The organism is Pectobacterium cacticida, from assembly GCF_036885195.1.
Taxonomy (GTDB): Bacteria; Pseudomonadota; Gammaproteobacteria; order Enterobacterales; family Enterobacteriaceae; genus Pectobacterium; species Pectobacterium cacticida.
Map to the genome: position 1 here is coordinate 1,564,773 of NZ_CP133656.1, position 17,131 is coordinate 1,581,903.

Here is a 17,131-nt window from a genome sequence, read left to right on the forward strand (position 1 = left end):
CAGGCCCTGGAGAGACGCTTGAGCCAGGAATATACGGAAGATAAAGACGTTGTGCTGAATAAACTCAGTGGAACGCGACGTTTGCTTGAAGCGGTTTTAATCGTTGTGGCGCTTTTCGCCGTTTACCTCGGTGTCGCATTACTCAGCTTCAGCCCCTCTGACCCCAGCTGGTCTCAAACCGCATGGCATGAGCCTATTCATAACCTGGGCGGGGTTGCGGGAGCATGGCTGGCTGACACGCTGTTCTTTATTTTCGGGGTGCTGGCCTATGCTATTCCGCCGATTATGTTATCCCTCTGTTGGGCCGCTTTCCGCCAACGCGATAACTCGCAAGCGATAGATTATTTTACCTTTTCGCTGCGTCTGATCGGTACGCTGGCGCTGATTTTGACATCATGCGGCTTAGCGGCGTTGAATATTGATGACCTTTACTATTTCGCTTCAGGCGGCGTATTAGGGAGTCTACTGAGCAGCTCAATGATCCCACGCTTCAACAGCATGGGGGCGACATTGATTCTGCTGTGCGTGTGGGGCGCGGGCTTAACGCTTTTTACCGGTTGGTCTTGGTTAACGATAGCTGAGAAAATTGGTGCCGCCGTGTTGGGCTGTCTGACATTCATGTCAAATCGCTCACGTCGTGATGAAAATTATGGTGAAGAAAACGATCGCGATGAAGATGCGCTTTCCCTGGCAAGTGAACATCAAGATACAGCGCGCGGTGACGCTGTAACACCGCATAGTGATGACGATGATATTCTGTTTTCCGCCCCTTCCGTCACTGAGGTTATAAATGCGTCGACGATGCAGAGCGTTGCAAAGGCGGGCGCGGCTTGTAATGAAGACACTGCGGCTACACCACAACCTCCCTCGCACACGGAAACGCCAACACAGTCTGATCGGTCATTATCTGACATAGCGCCATTGATAACACCATCAGCGGCGGATAACGCGCCAGCGCACAATCCTCCTCTATACACTTTTGATCTCCCTGAGACGCCTGCCGATCTTACCAGTCGGTCTGGGCCGTATAGCCCGGCGACGATGTCCGATGGACATCGTCATGAAGAAAATACTGAACCGCCGGTGTTGACGTCAGCCGAGGTTCATCCTCTTTCTGAATCGTCGCAGCCTGCCCGCGATGGTGAGTTCGCTGTAAACAACACCTTTATGCCTGCATTTAGCGCCGATGCTGATGATAACCCGCAGATTAAGCGCGGGCAGGGGCCAGAACTGCCACGTCCAAATCCAGTACGTATCCCGACACGTCGCGAACTGGCCTCTTACGGCATCAAATTGCCATCGCAGCGACTGGCTGAAGAGCAAGCAAGGTCAAAGTCTCCCCATCGGCACATTGGTACGGAATTAGCCAGCGGTGAAGTTGAAGAGGCCGCACTGGATGATGCTCAACAGGAAGCCGCATTGCAGCAGGCATACCTAGAGCAGCAGCGTCAGCGCTACGGTGATTCATATCCGTTGCAGCAAGACGATGAAGACGCGCAGTTAGCCAAAGATTTTGCAGCGCAGCAGCAGTCGCGTTACGGCGCAAGCCTACCGCCGCAAGAGGAGGATAATCCACCACCGAGTGCGTCGTCCTTGAACAACGAACCAGAGCGATCTGCACCCGTGGCGCCGCATAACGCTTTCTCATTCACGCCGTTTAGCGCAGAAGCAGAAGATGAGTTAGATGACCCTAATCCCGTATACCCTAGGGTTCAGCCTGCCCATCACGAAGAGACGGATCTTCCGCCAATGCATGTTAGCGATGACGACGATGGCGATGAACGCGGCTTGTTAACTGCCAGTCAGCCAGTGCGACAAGCATCTGCGCCTATTGAGCCGGTAAAACAGGAACATGAATCAGCACGGCATCCCGCCATGGAGGGCTTGATTCATCCGTTCCTGGTGCGTAATGAACAGCCGTTGCAGAAACCCACAACGCCGCTGCCAACATTAGATTTATTAACGCCGCCGCCGTCCAGCGAAGCACCTGTGGATGATTTCGCATTGGAAAAAACGGCGCGGTTGATTGAAATGCGGTTGGCTGATTTCCGGGTAAAAGCAGATGTTGTCGATCATTCTCCTGGGCCAGTCATCACGCGATTTGAGCTTGATCTGGCGCCCGGCGTTAAGGCGGCGCGTATCTCGAATTTGGCGCGTGATTTAGCGCGTTCACTGTCGGTGGTCGCCGTGCGTATTGTTGAGGTGATTCCTGGTAAGCCGTATGTTGGATTGGAATTGCCCAATGCCCATCGTCAGACGGTATATCTGCGGGAAGTTTTGGATTGCGACAAATTTCGGGATAATCCTTCCCCGCTATCTATCGTTTTGGGTAAAGATATTGCCGGTGAACCTGTTGTTGCCGATTTGGCCAAAATGCCGCATCTGCTGGTCGCCGGTACGACCGGATCCGGTAAGTCGGTCGGCGTTAACGCTATGATCATCAGTATGTTGTATAAGGCAACACCGGAAGATGTGCGTTTCATCATGATCGATCCAAAGATGCTTGAGCTTTCGGTGTATGAAGGCATTCCGCATTTGTTGACGGAAGTGGTGACCGACATGAAAGATGCGGCAAATGCGCTACGCTGGTGTGTTGGTGAAATGGAACATCGTTATAAACTGATGTCGGCACTCGGTGTGCGTAATCTGGCGGGTTACAACGAACGGGTGATGACGGCAAACGCAATGGGCCGCCCGATCCCTGATCCGTTCTGGAAACCCAGCGATAGCATGGATATGACGCCACCGGTATTGGAGAAGCTGCCTTATATCGTTGTTATGGTTGATGAGTTTGCTGACTTGATGATGGCAGTGGGAAAGAAAGTTGAAGAACTGATTGCTCGGCTGGCGCAAAAAGCGCGCGCAGCGGGGATCCACCTAGTGCTGGCAACGCAGCGTCCCTCGGTTGATGTCATCACCGGGTTAATCAAGGCCAACATTCCAACGCGTATTGCATTTACCGTATCCAGCAAGATTGATTCTCGCACTATCCTCGATCAGGCTGGGGCGGAATCGCTTCTGGGGATGGGGGATATGCTATATATGGCGCCGAACTCCTCAATACCTGTACGTGTTCACGGCGCTTTTGTGCGCGATGAAGAAGTTCATGCTGTCGTTCAGGATTGGAAAGCGCGCGGTCGTCCGCAATATATCGATAATATCATCAAAGGCGGGGATGATGCTGAAGGCGGCCTCGGTCTTGACGGCGACGAGGAACTGGATCCTTTATTCGATCAGGCAGTGGAGTTTGTGGTTGATAAACGCCGAGCCTCCATCTCTGGTGTCCAGCGCCAGTTCCGGATCGGCTATAACCGTGCCGCGCGTATTGTGGAACAAATGGAAGCGCAAGGCATTGTTAGTTCTCCGGGCCACAATGGCAACCGTGAGGTCTTGGCGCCTCCCTCGATGGAGTAAAGATAAAGATGGGCAATAACGGAAATCATGCAATCCATAACGCAGTTGTAAGCTAGCCGATATGAAAAGAAGCGTAAAAGCGTCGATAAGCGGATAATTCGCCTATCGACGTCGGCGCAGGTTCAGATAACATGACGCAAGAAATGAAACAAATTACGTAACGCCAATCCGTAAATAACACAGGCGTAATGCTACGTGCACTGTACCAAATACGGTGGGCATCAGGATATCAAAGGATTATGCGTATGAAAAAGTGGCTAGCCATCGGTTGTTTGATCGTCAGTGTGACCTCAACGGCGGTCTATGCCGACGCGGCGAAAGATTTGCAAGGTCGCCTCAATAAAGTGAACAGTTTCCGTGCAGACTTCAGCCAGAAAGTGATAAGCGCCGATGGTGCCGCAGTACAAGAAGGGCAAGGAGAACTGTGGCTGAAACGGCCTAACCTCTTCAATTGGAAAACGCTCTCGCCCGATGAAAGTACGTTGATTTCTGACGGCAAAACGCTCTGGTTTTACAATCCATTTGTTGAGCAGGTCACGGCTACGTGGCTAAAAGACGCCACCGGTAATACACCATTCATTCTTATCACGCGTAATAGTGCCAGTGATTGGAATAAATATGAGGTGCGCCAGAAGGGCGATGATTTTGAATTGGTGCCAAAAACCGCAGTCGGTAATCTAAAGCAGTTCTCGATCACTGTTACCGCAGACGGGACGATTAAGCAGTTTACCGCCACGGAACAAGACGGCCAGCGCAGTACCTATGTACTTACAAATCAGCAAAACGGCGCTGTTGATGCCACCAAATTCACGTTTACGCCACCCAAAGGCGTTATGCTGGACGACCAGCGTCAGTGAGGTCAGTGTGAGTAACCTGTCGTTGGATTTTTCCCAGAATGCCTTTCAACCCCTCGCTGCTCGTATGCGGCCAGCGACCTTGGCTCAGTATATTGGTCAGCAGCATTTATTAGGTGCAGGTAAGCCATTGCCACGCGCTATTGAGGCTGGTCAGTTACACTCCATGATTCTTTGGGGGCCACCGGGAACAGGGAAAACCACACTGGCGGAATTGATTGGGCATTATGGCCGCGCAGACATCGAACGCCTTTCAGCCGTGACGTCCGGCATCAAAGAGATTCGTGAGGCTATTGAGCGTGCCCGACAGAATCGCAATGCGGGGCGGCGTACTATCTTGTTTGTCGATGAGGTTCACCGTTTTAACAAAAGCCAGCAAGATGCCTTCCTACCGCATATTGAAGATGGGACGATCACGTTTATTGGCGCAACCACGGAAAATCCGTCCTTTGAGCTTAATTCTGCACTGTTATCGCGCGCGCGCGTCTATTTGCTAAAAGCATTGACGGCTGAAGACATTGAACAGGTTCTACAGCAAGCGATGAGCGACAGTGAGCGAGGATACGGGGGGCAGAACATTGTTCTACCTGATGAGACGAGGCGGATGCTGGCGGAGTTGGTCAATGGCGATGCCAGACGCGCGTTGAATAGCCTGGAAATGATGGCTGATATGGCAGAGGTCGACGTGCAAGGGCGGCGAGTTCTTACTCCTGCGCTTCTCAACGAAATCGCAGGTGAGCGTAGCGCCCGCTTTGATAACAAGGGCGATCGCTATTACGATTTGATTTCAGCGTTGCATAAATCGGTAAGAGGCTCCGCGCCAGATGCGGCGCTTTACTGGTATGCGCGGATTATCACGGCGGGCGGCGATCCCTTGTATGTTGCTCGCCGACTGTTAGCTATTGCTTCGGAAGATGTCGGCAATGCCGATCCACGTGCGATGCAGGTGGCTATTGCCGCATGGGATTGTTTCACTCGCGTTGGCCCGGCAGAAGGGGAGCGCGCCATCGCGCAGGCGATTGTGTATTTGGCTTGCGCGCCTAAAAGTAACGCGGTTTATAGCGCCTTCAAGTCTGCAATGCAGGATGCGCGCGAGAAGCCAGACTACGAGGTTCCTGAGCATTTGCGTAACGCGCCCACTCGGTTGATGAAAGAAATGGGATTGGGGGCTGAGTATCGATATGCGCACAATGAACCCAATGCCTATGCGGCAGGCGAGATCTACTTCCCGCCCGAAATGGCAGATACGCGTTATTACGTGCCAACCTCGCGTGGCCTCGAAGGTAAGATTGGTGAAAAGCTCGCCTGGCTTGCCGCCCAGGATCAAAATAGCCCGACAAAACGCTACCGCTGAACTAAGCGTTGCGGTAAGGTTAGCGGGATATTTTCTGATACCGGTTGCGTAATGCGCCGTGTACGCCAACATTTCATTTGATAATCATAAGTACAGGATTAGCATGCTCGATCCCAATTTACTGCGCAATGAGCTAGACGCAGTCGCCGAAAAGTTACTGGCTCGCAGAGGCTTTAAACTGGATGTTGAGACTCTGCGTAAGCAGGAAGAACGTCGTAAAGTGTTGCAGGTTGAAACCGAAAATTTGCAAGCACAGCGTAACTCCCGATCGAAAGAGATTGGTGCAGCGAAAGCTCGCGGCGAGGATATCGAGCCTTTGCGCCGCGAAGTAAACGCATTAGGCGAAAAACTGGATGCTGCAAAAGCTGAACTGGAGCAGTTGCAGACCGAAATTCGCACTCTAGCGTTAACGATCCCCAATTTGCCGGATGATTCTGTACCGCTTGGCAAAGACGAAACGCAAAATCTGGAAGTGTCCCGTTGGGGGGAACCACGTAAATATGATTTCGCCGTGCGTGATCATGTTGAGCTTGGCGAAATGGCTGGAGGGTTGGATTTTGCGGCCGCGGTGAAATTAACGGGTGCGCGTTTTGTCGTGATGAAAGGGCAGATAGCCCGACTACACCGCGCACTTGCTCAATTTATGCTGGATTTACATACGCAGCAGCATGGCTATCAGGAGACGTATGTTCCTTATCTGGTAAACCATGCCACATTATATGGTACGGGCCAATTGCCTAAGTTCGGTGAAGATCTATTCCATACTCGACCGCTGAGTGAGGAAGCGGATAGCAGCCAATATGCATTGATTCCGACCGCCGAAGTACCACTCACCAATCTGGTTCGCGACGAGATCCTTGACGAAGAGTCTTTGCCATTAAAGATGACCGCACACACGCCTTGTTTCCGTTCAGAAGCGGGATCTTATGGTCGTGATACGCGCGGGCTGATTCGCATGCACCAGTTTGATAAGGTTGAACTGGTACAAATTGTGCGTCCGGAAGACTCAATGCAAGCGCTGGAAACGTTGACAACCCATGCTGAGACGGTGCTGCAACTATTGAAATTGCCGTATCGTAAGGTTTTGCTGTGTACCGGTGATATGGGTTTTGGATCGGTTAAAACTTACGATCTGGAAGTGTGGTTGCCCGCGCAAGATACCTACCGAGAGATCTCTTCGTGTTCAAACATGTGGGATTTTCAAGCGCGCCGTATGCAGGCTCGCTACCGTAGTAAGGCCGATAAAAAAACGCGTCTGGTTCATACGCTGAATGGTTCTGGGCTGGCAGTTGGCCGAACGCTGGTCGCCGTTTTGGAAAATTATCAACAGGCCGATGGACGTATTGAAATTCCTGACGTATTGCGTCCCTACATGGGCGGACTGGAGTTCATTGGCTAAGTGGTTTTTCCTCAATAAAGCGCTCGTGAAGAGCGCTTTATTCATGCTTGATGTTTAGCAATATTTTTTTATCGAAAAAACAACAGCCCTGCCTCAATGCCTATATTTTCCTGGAACTTCTCTTCTTAAAGGCTATATAAATCAATATATTAGCTTTCATGAATTTCTAAGTGTTCAGCCCCCTCGCCGAGGCATGATTAATTCTATCAATTCATCTGATGAAAAAAAGTTTCGCGCGTGTTAAGTGGAATTGACTTCTATATACGCAGTGGCATGATGCGCTCACTTTCCTTCGTCCGTCAGGTTATCCACATTGCTATGTCTGCTTATTCACGCTCAGTGCTGTTATTGCTCTGTGGGCTCCTGCTGTTGACAGTTTGTATTGCTGTATTAAATACGCTGGTGCCATTGTGGCTGAACCAACGCGCCCTTCCTGTCTGGCAGGTTGGTCTCGTGGGTTCATCCTACTTTAGCGGCAACTTGGTTGGGACGTTATACGCGGGTAAGTTAATCAAGCTTTATGGTTTTAACCGCAGTTATTATTTTGCCGCCTTACTATTTGGCATTGCCATTGTAGGTTACGGCGTTTCTACGGAAACAGGTAGCTGGATTTTTTGGCGTTTTATTGCCGGAATTGGCTGTGCATTCATCTGGGTTGTCGTTGAGAGTGCTTTATTATGCAGTGGAACGCCCGCACAGAGAGGGCGATTGCTGGCCGCTTACATGATTGCCTATTATTTTGGCAGTGTCATGGGGCAACTTTTGCTCGGCGTATTGCCGACAGCAGTATTGACTGTTTTACCCTGGATGGCGGCATTAGTTATTTTGGCTCTGTTACCCTTACACTTTACTCACCTCCCCACGCCACCGCAACAACATGAAAAACTTGTTAATATTTGGAAAATGCTGGGATATCGCAGCGCACGCCTAGGTGTGCACGGTTGTGTCATATCTGGCGCAATTTTGGGATCGCTGTATGGCCTGTTACCACTCTACCTCTCTCATCAGGGCATGAATGATGCACAGGTGGGGTACTGGATGGCGCTGTTGATCGGTTCAGCGATTCTCGGTCAGTGGCCCGTGGGGCGAATGGCCGATCGCTATGGTCGATTATGGGTTCTGCGAGTGCTAATTTTTATGGTGATTATTGCCTGTGTTGCGATGCTGGTCGGTAACCGCTACGCGATGGCGCCGTCATTGTTATTACTGGGAAGTGCGGGATTTACGCTGTACCCTGTAGCCATGTCATGGGCCTGCGAAAAAGTGCGCCCTAACGAGCTTGTATCGATGAATCAGGCGTTGCTCCTGAGCTACACGCTTGGCAGCCTTTGCGGGCCAAGCGTTGCAGCAGTGTTAATGCAACGCTACTCCGATCAATTGTTATTCGTGCTGATCGCCGTTATCGCATTAATTTATCTAATGATGTTGCTAAGAAAAGTCGATCATCACTCGACACCATTAGCCACTGCGTGAATGCGTAGCATCGAGGATCGCTAACGAACTTTGACCCGCTTCCACCATGTTATTCCAAAGCGCTTCGGCGACCGGGCTCAGGCGCTGTTTAGCGTTCCGCACCAGATAAAATATGCTGGTAAGTTTTAAGCGTTCAGGAGCTACAGCGGCTAGCTTGCCTTTTTCGACCCAAGGCGCGGCGTAATGGTCGGGAAGAAAGCCGATGTGCGTTCCCGCTAAAAGAAGTAACAGACTACCTTCAAGATGCCATGCTGTCTGGTGATAACCTTGTTTTGCTACGGGACCAAGCTGTTTGGATATTTCATTGAAGGCATGTCCACCGATTAGCAGTCTACGGGGATTTAATTCACCATTGAGCCATTCGCGTTCTATAGCTTCAGCATTTTCTGCTAGTGAATAAAAGTAACTGTGTTCGACAAAGACCGGTTGGTAAAAAATGTCCGCGGGAATATCATCGGGCAATGCACTTAGGACTACGTCAAGGTGTCCATTTTTCAATCGCTCAATGAGCGGAAGATACTCCAAAACTTCTATTTCTACATTGACTTCTGGACTTTGCTCGTAAAGATGAGAAATCGCTTGTGACACGACGTTATTGGGGTGAGTAGCGATGTTATCTAGGCAACCTAGCTTAACTTTACCTATGAGCTGATGCTTAATCCGGGCTAGTCTGTTAGCAAAATCATCTAGTGTGGCAATAACTGATTTAGCTTCCTGATATACCACTTCGCCTTCCGTCGTTAGCGCGAAGCCGCCACGTCCTCGCTCACACAGTACGAGTCCTAATGTATCCTCAAGGCGAGACAGGTAGTGGCTCAGTACGGGTTGGCTTAATCCCGTGGCGGTCTGTGCGTTAGTAATTCCTTGTTTTTCAACGATTTTACAAAAAAGCTTTAACCAGCGAATCTCCAGTTTGTCTAAGCGCATAGCATTTCCTTCGCATACATTACATATCTGAATGTTAACATCAAAATATATCTGTATTAATTGATATTAATCCCATTTATCTTATTGCCAAGCCACATAGTAATGTGGTCACCACAGAACAGTGTGGTTTTATGCGTCACATCAGGGTCTCTTACAGAACAATGGTGTTGTTAGCTTGCTAACAACACCATTGTTCTATACGGGACCAGATAACCTCTATAAAATATCACAACGATGCAATATTATTTGCTGCTTATTTAATGGAGGGGTTATGTCTCAAAGGAATGCTGCGACTGAGAAAGAACGTCGGGAGCGGCAAATCTATGATTATGAATATGAGCCAGTTCCGGCCGATGCCAGAAAAGGTTGGTATGTAATTACATTAATATGGTTAGCTATAGGAATTGACATCTCAGGCCTTTTTCTAGGCGCTTTTTTGAGCAGTGGTTTGCCACTTCTCCAGGCGGTAAGTGCTACCCTTATCGGATCTGCATTTCTCGGTGTTCTTGCAGCATTATGTGCTAATGTGGGTTATGGCTGTGGTTTATCTACAACACTATTAAGCATCTCGGTGTTTGGTAAACTTGGTGGTAAGCTTATTGGTGTGTTCTCCGCGGTTTCTTTGGTGGGGTGGTTTGCTTTTCAACTTGATTTTTTTGGAGTAATGTTACAAAAATCTTTGCTCCATTATCATTTTGAACCAGGACGATTTCCTGTCTTACTATTTGGTATGACTCTGATGGTATTAACCGCTATTTGGGGGGTGCGATCATTAGGCAGGCTAAGTATGTTTAGCGTTCCTTTAATGTTGATATTGATATTAACTGGAATTTATTTGGCCACGGTCGAGCGTTCTGCTCCCCCACCTATTACCATTAAAAACCCAATTAGTATGGGAAGCGCAATTTCTTATGTGGTTTCAATCTGGATTGTTGCAGCTAGTATCATGTCGCCAGATATTGCACGTTACGCTAAAACACGCAAAGACGCTATATTAGGAGCTGGATTAGGATTTTGCTTCGGCAATAGTATTATCATTTTAGTTGCGCTTTTATTGACATATTTAGTCGGTAGTGACGATCTCGTTGAAATATTTTTTAGTATTGGCTTGGGCATGGCAGCAATTATAATTTTAGTTTTTGCACAATGGACAACGAATAGTTCGAACCTTATCTCTGCTTCATTAGGACTCTCTGTGGTAATCCGTACCTTATCTAGACCTACGTTAGTAATACTAATGGCCCTTATAGGGTTATTTTTTGCCTATAATGGAATGATAAATAATTTCACACGTTTCCTTTCATTATTAGGCGTTATAGTCTCGCCGATAGCGGGCGTATATCTCGCAGAATATTATTTCTTCGATTTGTCAACTTCAAAGATTGGTACATTTGAGTCTCAAAATCTGAATATTGGTGCAGCTGTATCTTGGGGGTGTGGAAGTTTGGTTAGCTTATCAACATCGACGGACTTTCTTAATCTTTTCACCATTAGCTCGGTTTCTGCTTTGGATGGAATAATGGTAAGTATGGCGATGTATGTTGTCTTACATAAGATATTTCCACGAATTAATATATAATTTCAAGTCCTACTTCCACATAGTACTCCGGCTTTTTGGAAAATATAATGATCAGTTGTATTCATCCTGAAACAATAGATGATATTGCTCTAGGAGCGTCAGTTCTCGGCACAGGTGGTGGGGGCGATCCTTACCTTGGTTCGCTAATTGCAAAAAACGCATTACGTAACGTCCAGCCTATTGTTTTAATGAATCTCGATGATATCGAAGATAGTTCCCTTTTTATACCATGCAGTACTATGGGAGCACCGACTGTTTCTGTGGAGAAAATAATTTCACCGCGTCAAATTATTTTGGCATTTGATGCGATGGAGACAGTACTAGCGGAATCTGCCTCGGGAACATTTTCCATTGAAGTCGGCGGCATTAATTCTCTTATTCCCTTTGTTGTCGCTGCCGCAAAAGGGCTTCCGGTGATTGACTGCGATGCGATGGGGAGGGCTTTCCCCGAGGCGCAAATGGTGACCTTTTTTCTAGATGGTCTCTCCTCTGCACCCAATACACTAGCTGATGAGAAAGGCAATTCGGTTGTCCTTAATCCTATTGATGGCGTGTGGTCTGAACGGCTAGCCAGAGCGATTACTGAGCAAATGGGCGCCGCCTGCGCAATGTGTGATTACCCGCTTCGTGGGCACGAGCTAAAACGTAGTGCGATTAAAGGGACACTCACCTTAGCACAGGATATTGGCAGACTGTTGCGTCAGGCACACCAGTCTGGCAGTCATCCGGTACAGTCTCTCCTTAGCCTATTAAAGGGGCACATCGTAGCATCGGGAAAAATCGTGGATGTCGCACGGCGCACAACGGGCGGTTTTGCTCGTGGCAAGGTTGTACTGGAAGGGATGGGGAATGATAAAGGTGAATCATTCGCGGTACTTTTCCAAAACGAACTTTTGCTAGCATACCGTTCGTCACGAGCCATTGAACCTACGCAGGATAATCTGCTGGCTGTGGTGCCTGATTTAATCTCCATCTTAGACAGTGAAACAGGGCGTCCGATCATTACGGAACATTTACGCTATGGACAGCGGGTCGATGTGATTGCGTATCCTTGTCATGATAAGTGGCGAACGCCGAGAGGGATCGAGGTCGCAGGACCAGCGTACTTTGGTTATCCGGTACAGTATGTACCGATAGAACAGCTAGCGAACCGTTAAGGCCCTCAATGTTACATAATCATGCTTATCGACTGGGGATTGATGTTGGTGGTACCAATACGGATGCGGCGATTTTAGATGCGAACCTGCGCTGTATTGCTACGGCTAAATTCCCTACCAGCCAGGATATCTATAGTGGTATTGAAAGCGCAATCGCTGATGTCTTGGCGCAGTCTGGTATCGCGCCGCAATATATTCGCTATGCCATGTTGGGCACCACCCAGTGTACTAATGCGATTGTTGAGCGTAACGGTTTGGATCGTGTCGGATTATTACGCCTGAGTTTGCCAAGCAGCGATAGCATCCCGCCGTTATTTGGCTGGGACGCTGCCTGGCAGAGAACGCTGGGAGAGCATTTTTATCAACTTCACGGGGGCTATGAGTTCGATGGCCGGGAAATTCATCCGGTACTGCAAGATGAAGTGTTGACTGCATGCGACAAAATGCGAGGGCACGTCGACAGTGTGGCTATCTGTGGCGTGTTTTCTCCAGTAAATAATGCACAAGAGCGGTTGGTTGCCCAATGGGTAAATGAGGCATTGCCGCACGTTTCTGTGTCGTTATCTCATCGGATTGGTAGCACAGGTTTACTGGAGCGCGAAAATGCCACGATTCTGAATGCGTTGTTGAAAAGTACCGCTAATCGATTTATTAACGGTTTCACACAAGCACTGATTCAACACGGTATCAAGGCTATTCCTTATTTTGGGCAAAACGATGGCACATTGATGTCCAAAAGTATGGTACAGCAATACCCAATTTTAACCATGGCCTGCGGGCCGACGAATTCAATTCGCGGAGCCGGACATCTTTCCGGGTTGGAAAATGCGCTGGTCATCGATGTCGGCGGAACGACGACGGATATTGGCGTGTTAGTGAATGGTTTTCCTCGGGAATCGGCTATGGCTGTCGAGGTGGGTGATGTGCGGACGAATTTCAGAATGCCGGATATTATTTCTATTGGCATTGGCGGGGGAACTTGCGTGCGAACATCTCAGGATGGGAATCCTATTCTTGGGCCCGATAGCGTAGGCTATCGTCTTCTTGAACAGGGCGTCAGCTTCGGCGGAGAGACCTTAACGCTCAGTGACATTCTGCTGCAACTTTACCCTGAACGATGGACCGCAGAACTACCTGGCCCTTTACCTGAGTTAGATCGCGCTTTTTGTCATCAGGCTTATCTTCAAATGATCGAAAAAGTAGAGCAGGCGATCGATCGCATAAAATCATCCAGTGCGCCGGTCCCTGCTGTAGTGGTTGGTGGCGGCAGCATTTTACTGCCTGATGTTCTATCTGGCATCAGCCGAGTCATGCGTCCACCGTATTTTGACGCGGCGAATGCCGTTGGCGTGGCTCTAGGAAAGGTTGGCGCACAGATTGAACGTGTAGTGAAAATACCGGATAACGATCGCGAAAAAATAAGGCGGGAGTTGCAGCAGCAGGCTATTACCCTGGCGGAGAAAACGGGCGCGATGCCAGGGAGCGTCGACATTATCGATTATCAGGAAGTCCCATTGGCTTATTTACCGGGGAATTCAGTACATGTAAAAGTTAAGGCAGCGGGAAATCTGGAGTAGACCGCACTTAATGTACAGAGATATGACTAAAATAATTAGCACGCAATTAGCGTGCTAATTTTCAAACAAAGTTACAGGGCTAATACATCACTTTATGGCCGTAACCCGCAAGGATCGATTTAATTCTCTCCATAGTATCTGCCTTCGGCGGTTTAACCCCCTCCAACTTGTACTCCTCTCCCATCGCTATCCACTTATGTTTACCAAGCTCATGATAGGGGAGGAGCTCAATCTTCTCGATGTTAGCCATATCTTGGGTAAATTCTCCCAACAGGTGCGCCGATGCATCGTCGTCAGTCCAACCGGGAACAATGACATAGCGTATCCAGGTGCGTTGGTTGCGTTTTGCCAGATAGCGCGCGAAATCCAAAGTACGGTGATTGGATACGCCGACTAAATTCTGGTGTATGTCATCGTTCATTTGTTTTATATCAAGCATCACTAAATCAGTAGCGTCTAACAGTTCGTCAATTACCGGGTCATAGCGGCGCACAAACCCGTTAGTATCCAGACAAGTCCCGATGCCTTCAGCCTTACAGGCGCGAAACCAGTCGCGCACAAATTCGGCCTGAAGTATGGCCTCGCCGCCGGATGCCGTTACGCCGCCACCGGAAGCATTCATGTAATGGCGGTAGGTCACGACTTCTTTCATCAGCTCGTCTACCGTTACTTCCTTACCACCGTGCGTATCCCAGGTATCACGATTATGGCAATAGAGGCAACGCATAAGGCAACCTTGAAAAAAGATAATAAAGCGGATGCCTGGACCATCAACGGTGCCACAGGATTCAAAGGAGTGGATGCGGCCAGTTACTGACATTGCGAGGTTTTCTCCAAATTTGACCGTACAATAGCGGCCTTTATGAGCGCAGTCATGAGATGCAGGTATCTCCCTGACAGGGTCACTGGCAGAAAAATACCGAGTAACAGATGCTGCGTCGAATCTGTTTTGCCCGCCATCCATCGGTTCGGATAAGTACCGTATAGCGGGCTGGCAAAACAGGCTAACAACCTCAATTCATTGGGTGAGAAAAAGGCCCCACTAACGTGGAGCCTTATTTTACGCTTTTTCAAGCAGTCATGGGAATTACATTGATTTTGTGAAAGTACGCGTAATGACGTCTTGTTGCTGCTCTTTCGTCAGTGAGTTAAAACGCACAGCATAGCCTGACACGCGAATAGTCAATTGCGGATATTTTTCCGGATGTTCCATTGCATCAAGCAGCATTTCGCGGTTCATGACGTTAACGTTTAGGTGTTGACCGCCTTCCACGCTAGCTTCATGGTGGAAATAACCATCCATCAGTCCGGCAAGGTTGGCTTTGCGCACGTTATCGTCCTTACCTAACGCGTTCGGTACGATGGAGAAGGTATAAGAAATACCATCTTTAGCGTAAGCAAACGGCAGTTTGGCAACGGATGTCAGAGAAGCGACGGCACCTTTCTGGTCACGACCATGCATGGGGTTAGCGCCCGGTCCGAATGGCGCACCTGCGCGGCGACCATCAGGGGTATTCCCCGTTTTCTTACCATAAACCACGTTAGACGTGATAGTCAGAACAGACTGAGTCGGTGTGGCGCCACGGTAAGTATTCAGTTTCTGAATTTTCTTCATGAAACGTTCAACTAAGTCACAGGCCAGTTCATCGACACGAGCATCATTATTGCCGAATTGCGGGTATTCACCTTCGATATCAAAGTCAATAGCTAGACCATCTTCGTCGCGAATAGGTTTGACTTTCGCGTACTTGATGGCTGACAGGGAGTCAGCAGCAACAGACAGACCAGCGATACCACACGCCATGGTGCGATACACATCACGGTCGTGCAGCGCCATCAGTGAGGCTTCATAGCTGTATTTATCATGCATATAATGAATGATGTTCAGCGCGGTGACATACTGCTTGGCCAGCCAGTCCATGAAGTGATCCATGCGCTCCATCACTTCGTCAAAGTTCAGGACATCGCCTTTGATCGGTTCAGATTTCGGACCAACCTGCATTTTCAATTTTTCGTCCACGCCGCCGTTGATTGCGTACAGCATGGTTTTCGCCAGGTTAGCGCGAGCACCGAAGAACTGCATTTGTTTACCCACGACCATCGGGCTTACGCAACAGGCAATAGCATAGTCATCGTTGTTAAAGTCTGGACGCATCAGATCGTCATTCTCATATTGCAGAGAAGAGGTGTCGATGGAGACTTTAGCCGCATAGTTTTTGAAATTCTGCGGCAGTCTTTCAGACCATAGGATGGTCATGTTTGGTTCTGGAGACGGCCCCATAGTGTATAGCGTGTTCAGGAAACGGAAGCTGGTCTTCGTTACCAGAGTACGGCCATCTAGCCCCATACCTGCCAACGATTCGGTTGCCCAAATCGGGTCGCCAGAGAATAATTCATCATATTCAGGCGTACGCAGGAAACGTACCATACGCAGTTTCATGACCAGATGGTCAATCAATTCTTGTGCATCTTCTTCAGTGATTTTGCCTGCTTTCAGGTCGCGTTCCAGATAAATATCCAGGAACGTGGAAACACGCCCGAAGGACATTGCCGCGCCATTTTGCGATTTCACCGCAGCCAGATAGCCGAAATACGTCCACTGAACGGCTTCTTGAGCTGTCGTTGCCGGACCAGAAATATCACAACCGTATTTGGCTGCCATTTCTTTGATCTGACCCAGAGCGCGATGCTGATCGGCAATTTCTTCGCGTAGACGAATTGTCGCTTCCAGATCTTCACCGTTTTCCAGTTTAGCTTGCAGAGAAGTAAATTGAGCAAACTTATCTTTCATCAGGTAGTCGATGCCGTACAGCGCAACGCGACGATAATCACCGATGATACGACCGCGGCCATATGCATCAGGTAGACCAGTTAGAACACCCGATTTACGGCAACGCAAGATATCTGGCGTATAAACATCAAACACACCTTGGTTGTGTGTTTTGCGATATTCAGTGAAGATTTTTTTAATCAGGGGGTCAAGTTCACGACCATAAGCTTTGCATGACCCTTCAACCATTTTAATACCGCCGAAAGGAATCAGCGCGCGTTTTAATGGTGCATCAGTTTGAAGTCCAACGATCTTTTCCAGACTCTTGTTGATGTACCCTGCGTCGTGAGACGTGATAGTTGAAGCGACATTGGTATCAAAATCAACAGGCGCATGAGTGCGGTTTTCCTGTTTAACGCCCTCCATGACGCTCTCCCACAGTGCAGTGGTCGCTTTGGTGGGACCTGCAAGGAAAGATTCATCACCTTCATATGGTGTGTAGTTTTTCTGGATGAAGTCACGCACATTGACGCCATCCTGCCATTCACCTTTGCTAAAGCCTTGCCATGCATTGGCCAATTTTTCATTCAGCTCGGTCATTTTACACCTACCTTTGATATGGATTTC

11 protein-coding genes are annotated in these 17,131 nt (G+C 48.8%); 8 read left to right on the forward strand and 3 right to left on the reverse strand.

Annotation, left to right across the window (positions count from 1 at the left end; translation table 11 throughout):
* Window positions 1–18 precede the first annotated feature (18 nt).
* The 5 genes from RFN81_RS07455 (at window position 19) to RFN81_RS07475 (ending at window position 8,494) form a co-directional block, all read left to right on the forward strand.
* Window positions 19–3,414 carry a DNA translocase FtsK 4TM domain-containing protein gene (locus tag RFN81_RS07455; protein WP_264498476.1) on the forward strand — a complete coding sequence of 1,132 codons (3,396 nt, stop codon included), beginning with the start codon at window positions 19–21 and terminating at the stop codon, window positions 3,412–3,414.
* Window positions 3,415–3,659: 245 nt separating this feature from the next.
* Window positions 3,660–4,271 carry an outer membrane lipoprotein chaperone LolA gene (gene lolA / locus RFN81_RS07460; protein ID WP_264498477.1) on the forward strand — a complete coding sequence of 204 codons (612 nt, stop codon included), beginning with the start codon at window positions 3,660–3,662 and terminating at the stop codon, window positions 4,269–4,271.
* A gap of 7 nt (window positions 4,272–4,278) precedes the next feature.
* On the forward strand, window positions 4,279–5,622 hold the full coding sequence (locus RFN81_RS07465) for a replication-associated recombination protein A (protein WP_264498904.1): 1,344 nt from the start codon (window positions 4,279–4,281) through the stop codon (window positions 5,620–5,622).
* A gap of 103 nt (window positions 5,623–5,725) precedes the next feature.
* Window positions 5,726–7,021, forward strand: a complete 1,296-nt coding sequence (gene serS / locus RFN81_RS07470; RefSeq protein ID WP_264498478.1) for a serine--tRNA ligase — start codon at window positions 5,726–5,728, stop codon at window positions 7,019–7,021.
* A gap of 318 nt (window positions 7,022–7,339) precedes the next feature.
* Window positions 7,340–8,494, forward strand: a complete 1,155-nt coding sequence (locus RFN81_RS07475; RefSeq protein WP_264498479.1) for an MFS transporter — start codon at window positions 7,340–7,342, stop codon at window positions 8,492–8,494.
* Here RFN81_RS07475 and RFN81_RS07480 read toward each other — a convergent pair.
* The gene (locus RFN81_RS07480; protein WP_264498480.1) at window positions 8,480–9,421 is read right to left on the reverse strand and encodes a LysR family transcriptional regulator; all 942 of its coding nucleotides are present in this window, start codon (window positions 9,419–9,421) and stop codon (window positions 8,480–8,482) included. The two genes, RFN81_RS07475 and RFN81_RS07480, sit on opposite strands and share 15 nt — an antisense overlap.
* Before the next feature lie 271 nt (window positions 9,422–9,692).
* Between RFN81_RS07480 and RFN81_RS07485 the strand changes: the two genes are divergently transcribed.
* Genes RFN81_RS07485 through RFN81_RS07495 form a run of 3 tightly spaced genes read left to right on the forward strand, consistent with a single transcriptional unit; the run spans window position 9,693 to window position 13,734 of the window.
* Entirely contained in the window at window positions 9,693–11,000 is a 1,308-nt protein-coding gene (locus tag RFN81_RS07485; protein ID WP_264498481.1) for a cytosine permease, read from the forward strand.
* A 47-nt stretch (window positions 11,001–11,047) separates the two neighbouring features.
* A complete protein-coding gene (locus RFN81_RS07490) occupies window positions 11,048–12,157 on the forward strand; it encodes a DUF917 domain-containing protein (RefSeq protein ID WP_264498482.1) in 1,110 nt (369 codons plus the stop codon).
* A gap of 8 nt (window positions 12,158–12,165) precedes the next feature.
* Window positions 12,166–13,734 (forward strand): hydantoinase/oxoprolinase family protein, encoded by a 1,569-nt coding sequence (locus tag RFN81_RS07495; RefSeq protein WP_264498483.1) that lies wholly within the window; start codon window positions 12,166–12,168, stop codon window positions 13,732–13,734.
* A gap of 79 nt (window positions 13,735–13,813) precedes the next feature.
* Here the strand turns inward: RFN81_RS07495 and pflA are convergent, their stop codons facing one another.
* Both pflA and pflB read right to left on the reverse strand, forming a co-directional pair.
* The gene (gene pflA, locus RFN81_RS07500) at window positions 13,814–14,554 is read right to left on the reverse strand and encodes a pyruvate formate lyase 1-activating protein (RefSeq protein WP_264498484.1); all 741 of its coding nucleotides are present in this window, start codon (window positions 14,552–14,554) and stop codon (window positions 13,814–13,816) included.
* Between the two features lie 267 nt (window positions 14,555–14,821).
* Complete coding sequence (gene pflB, locus RFN81_RS07505; RefSeq protein WP_264498485.1) at window positions 14,822–17,104, reverse strand: formate C-acetyltransferase; 2,283 nt, start codon at window positions 17,102–17,104, stop codon at window positions 14,822–14,824.
* Window positions 17,105–17,131: the final 27 nt, after the last annotated feature.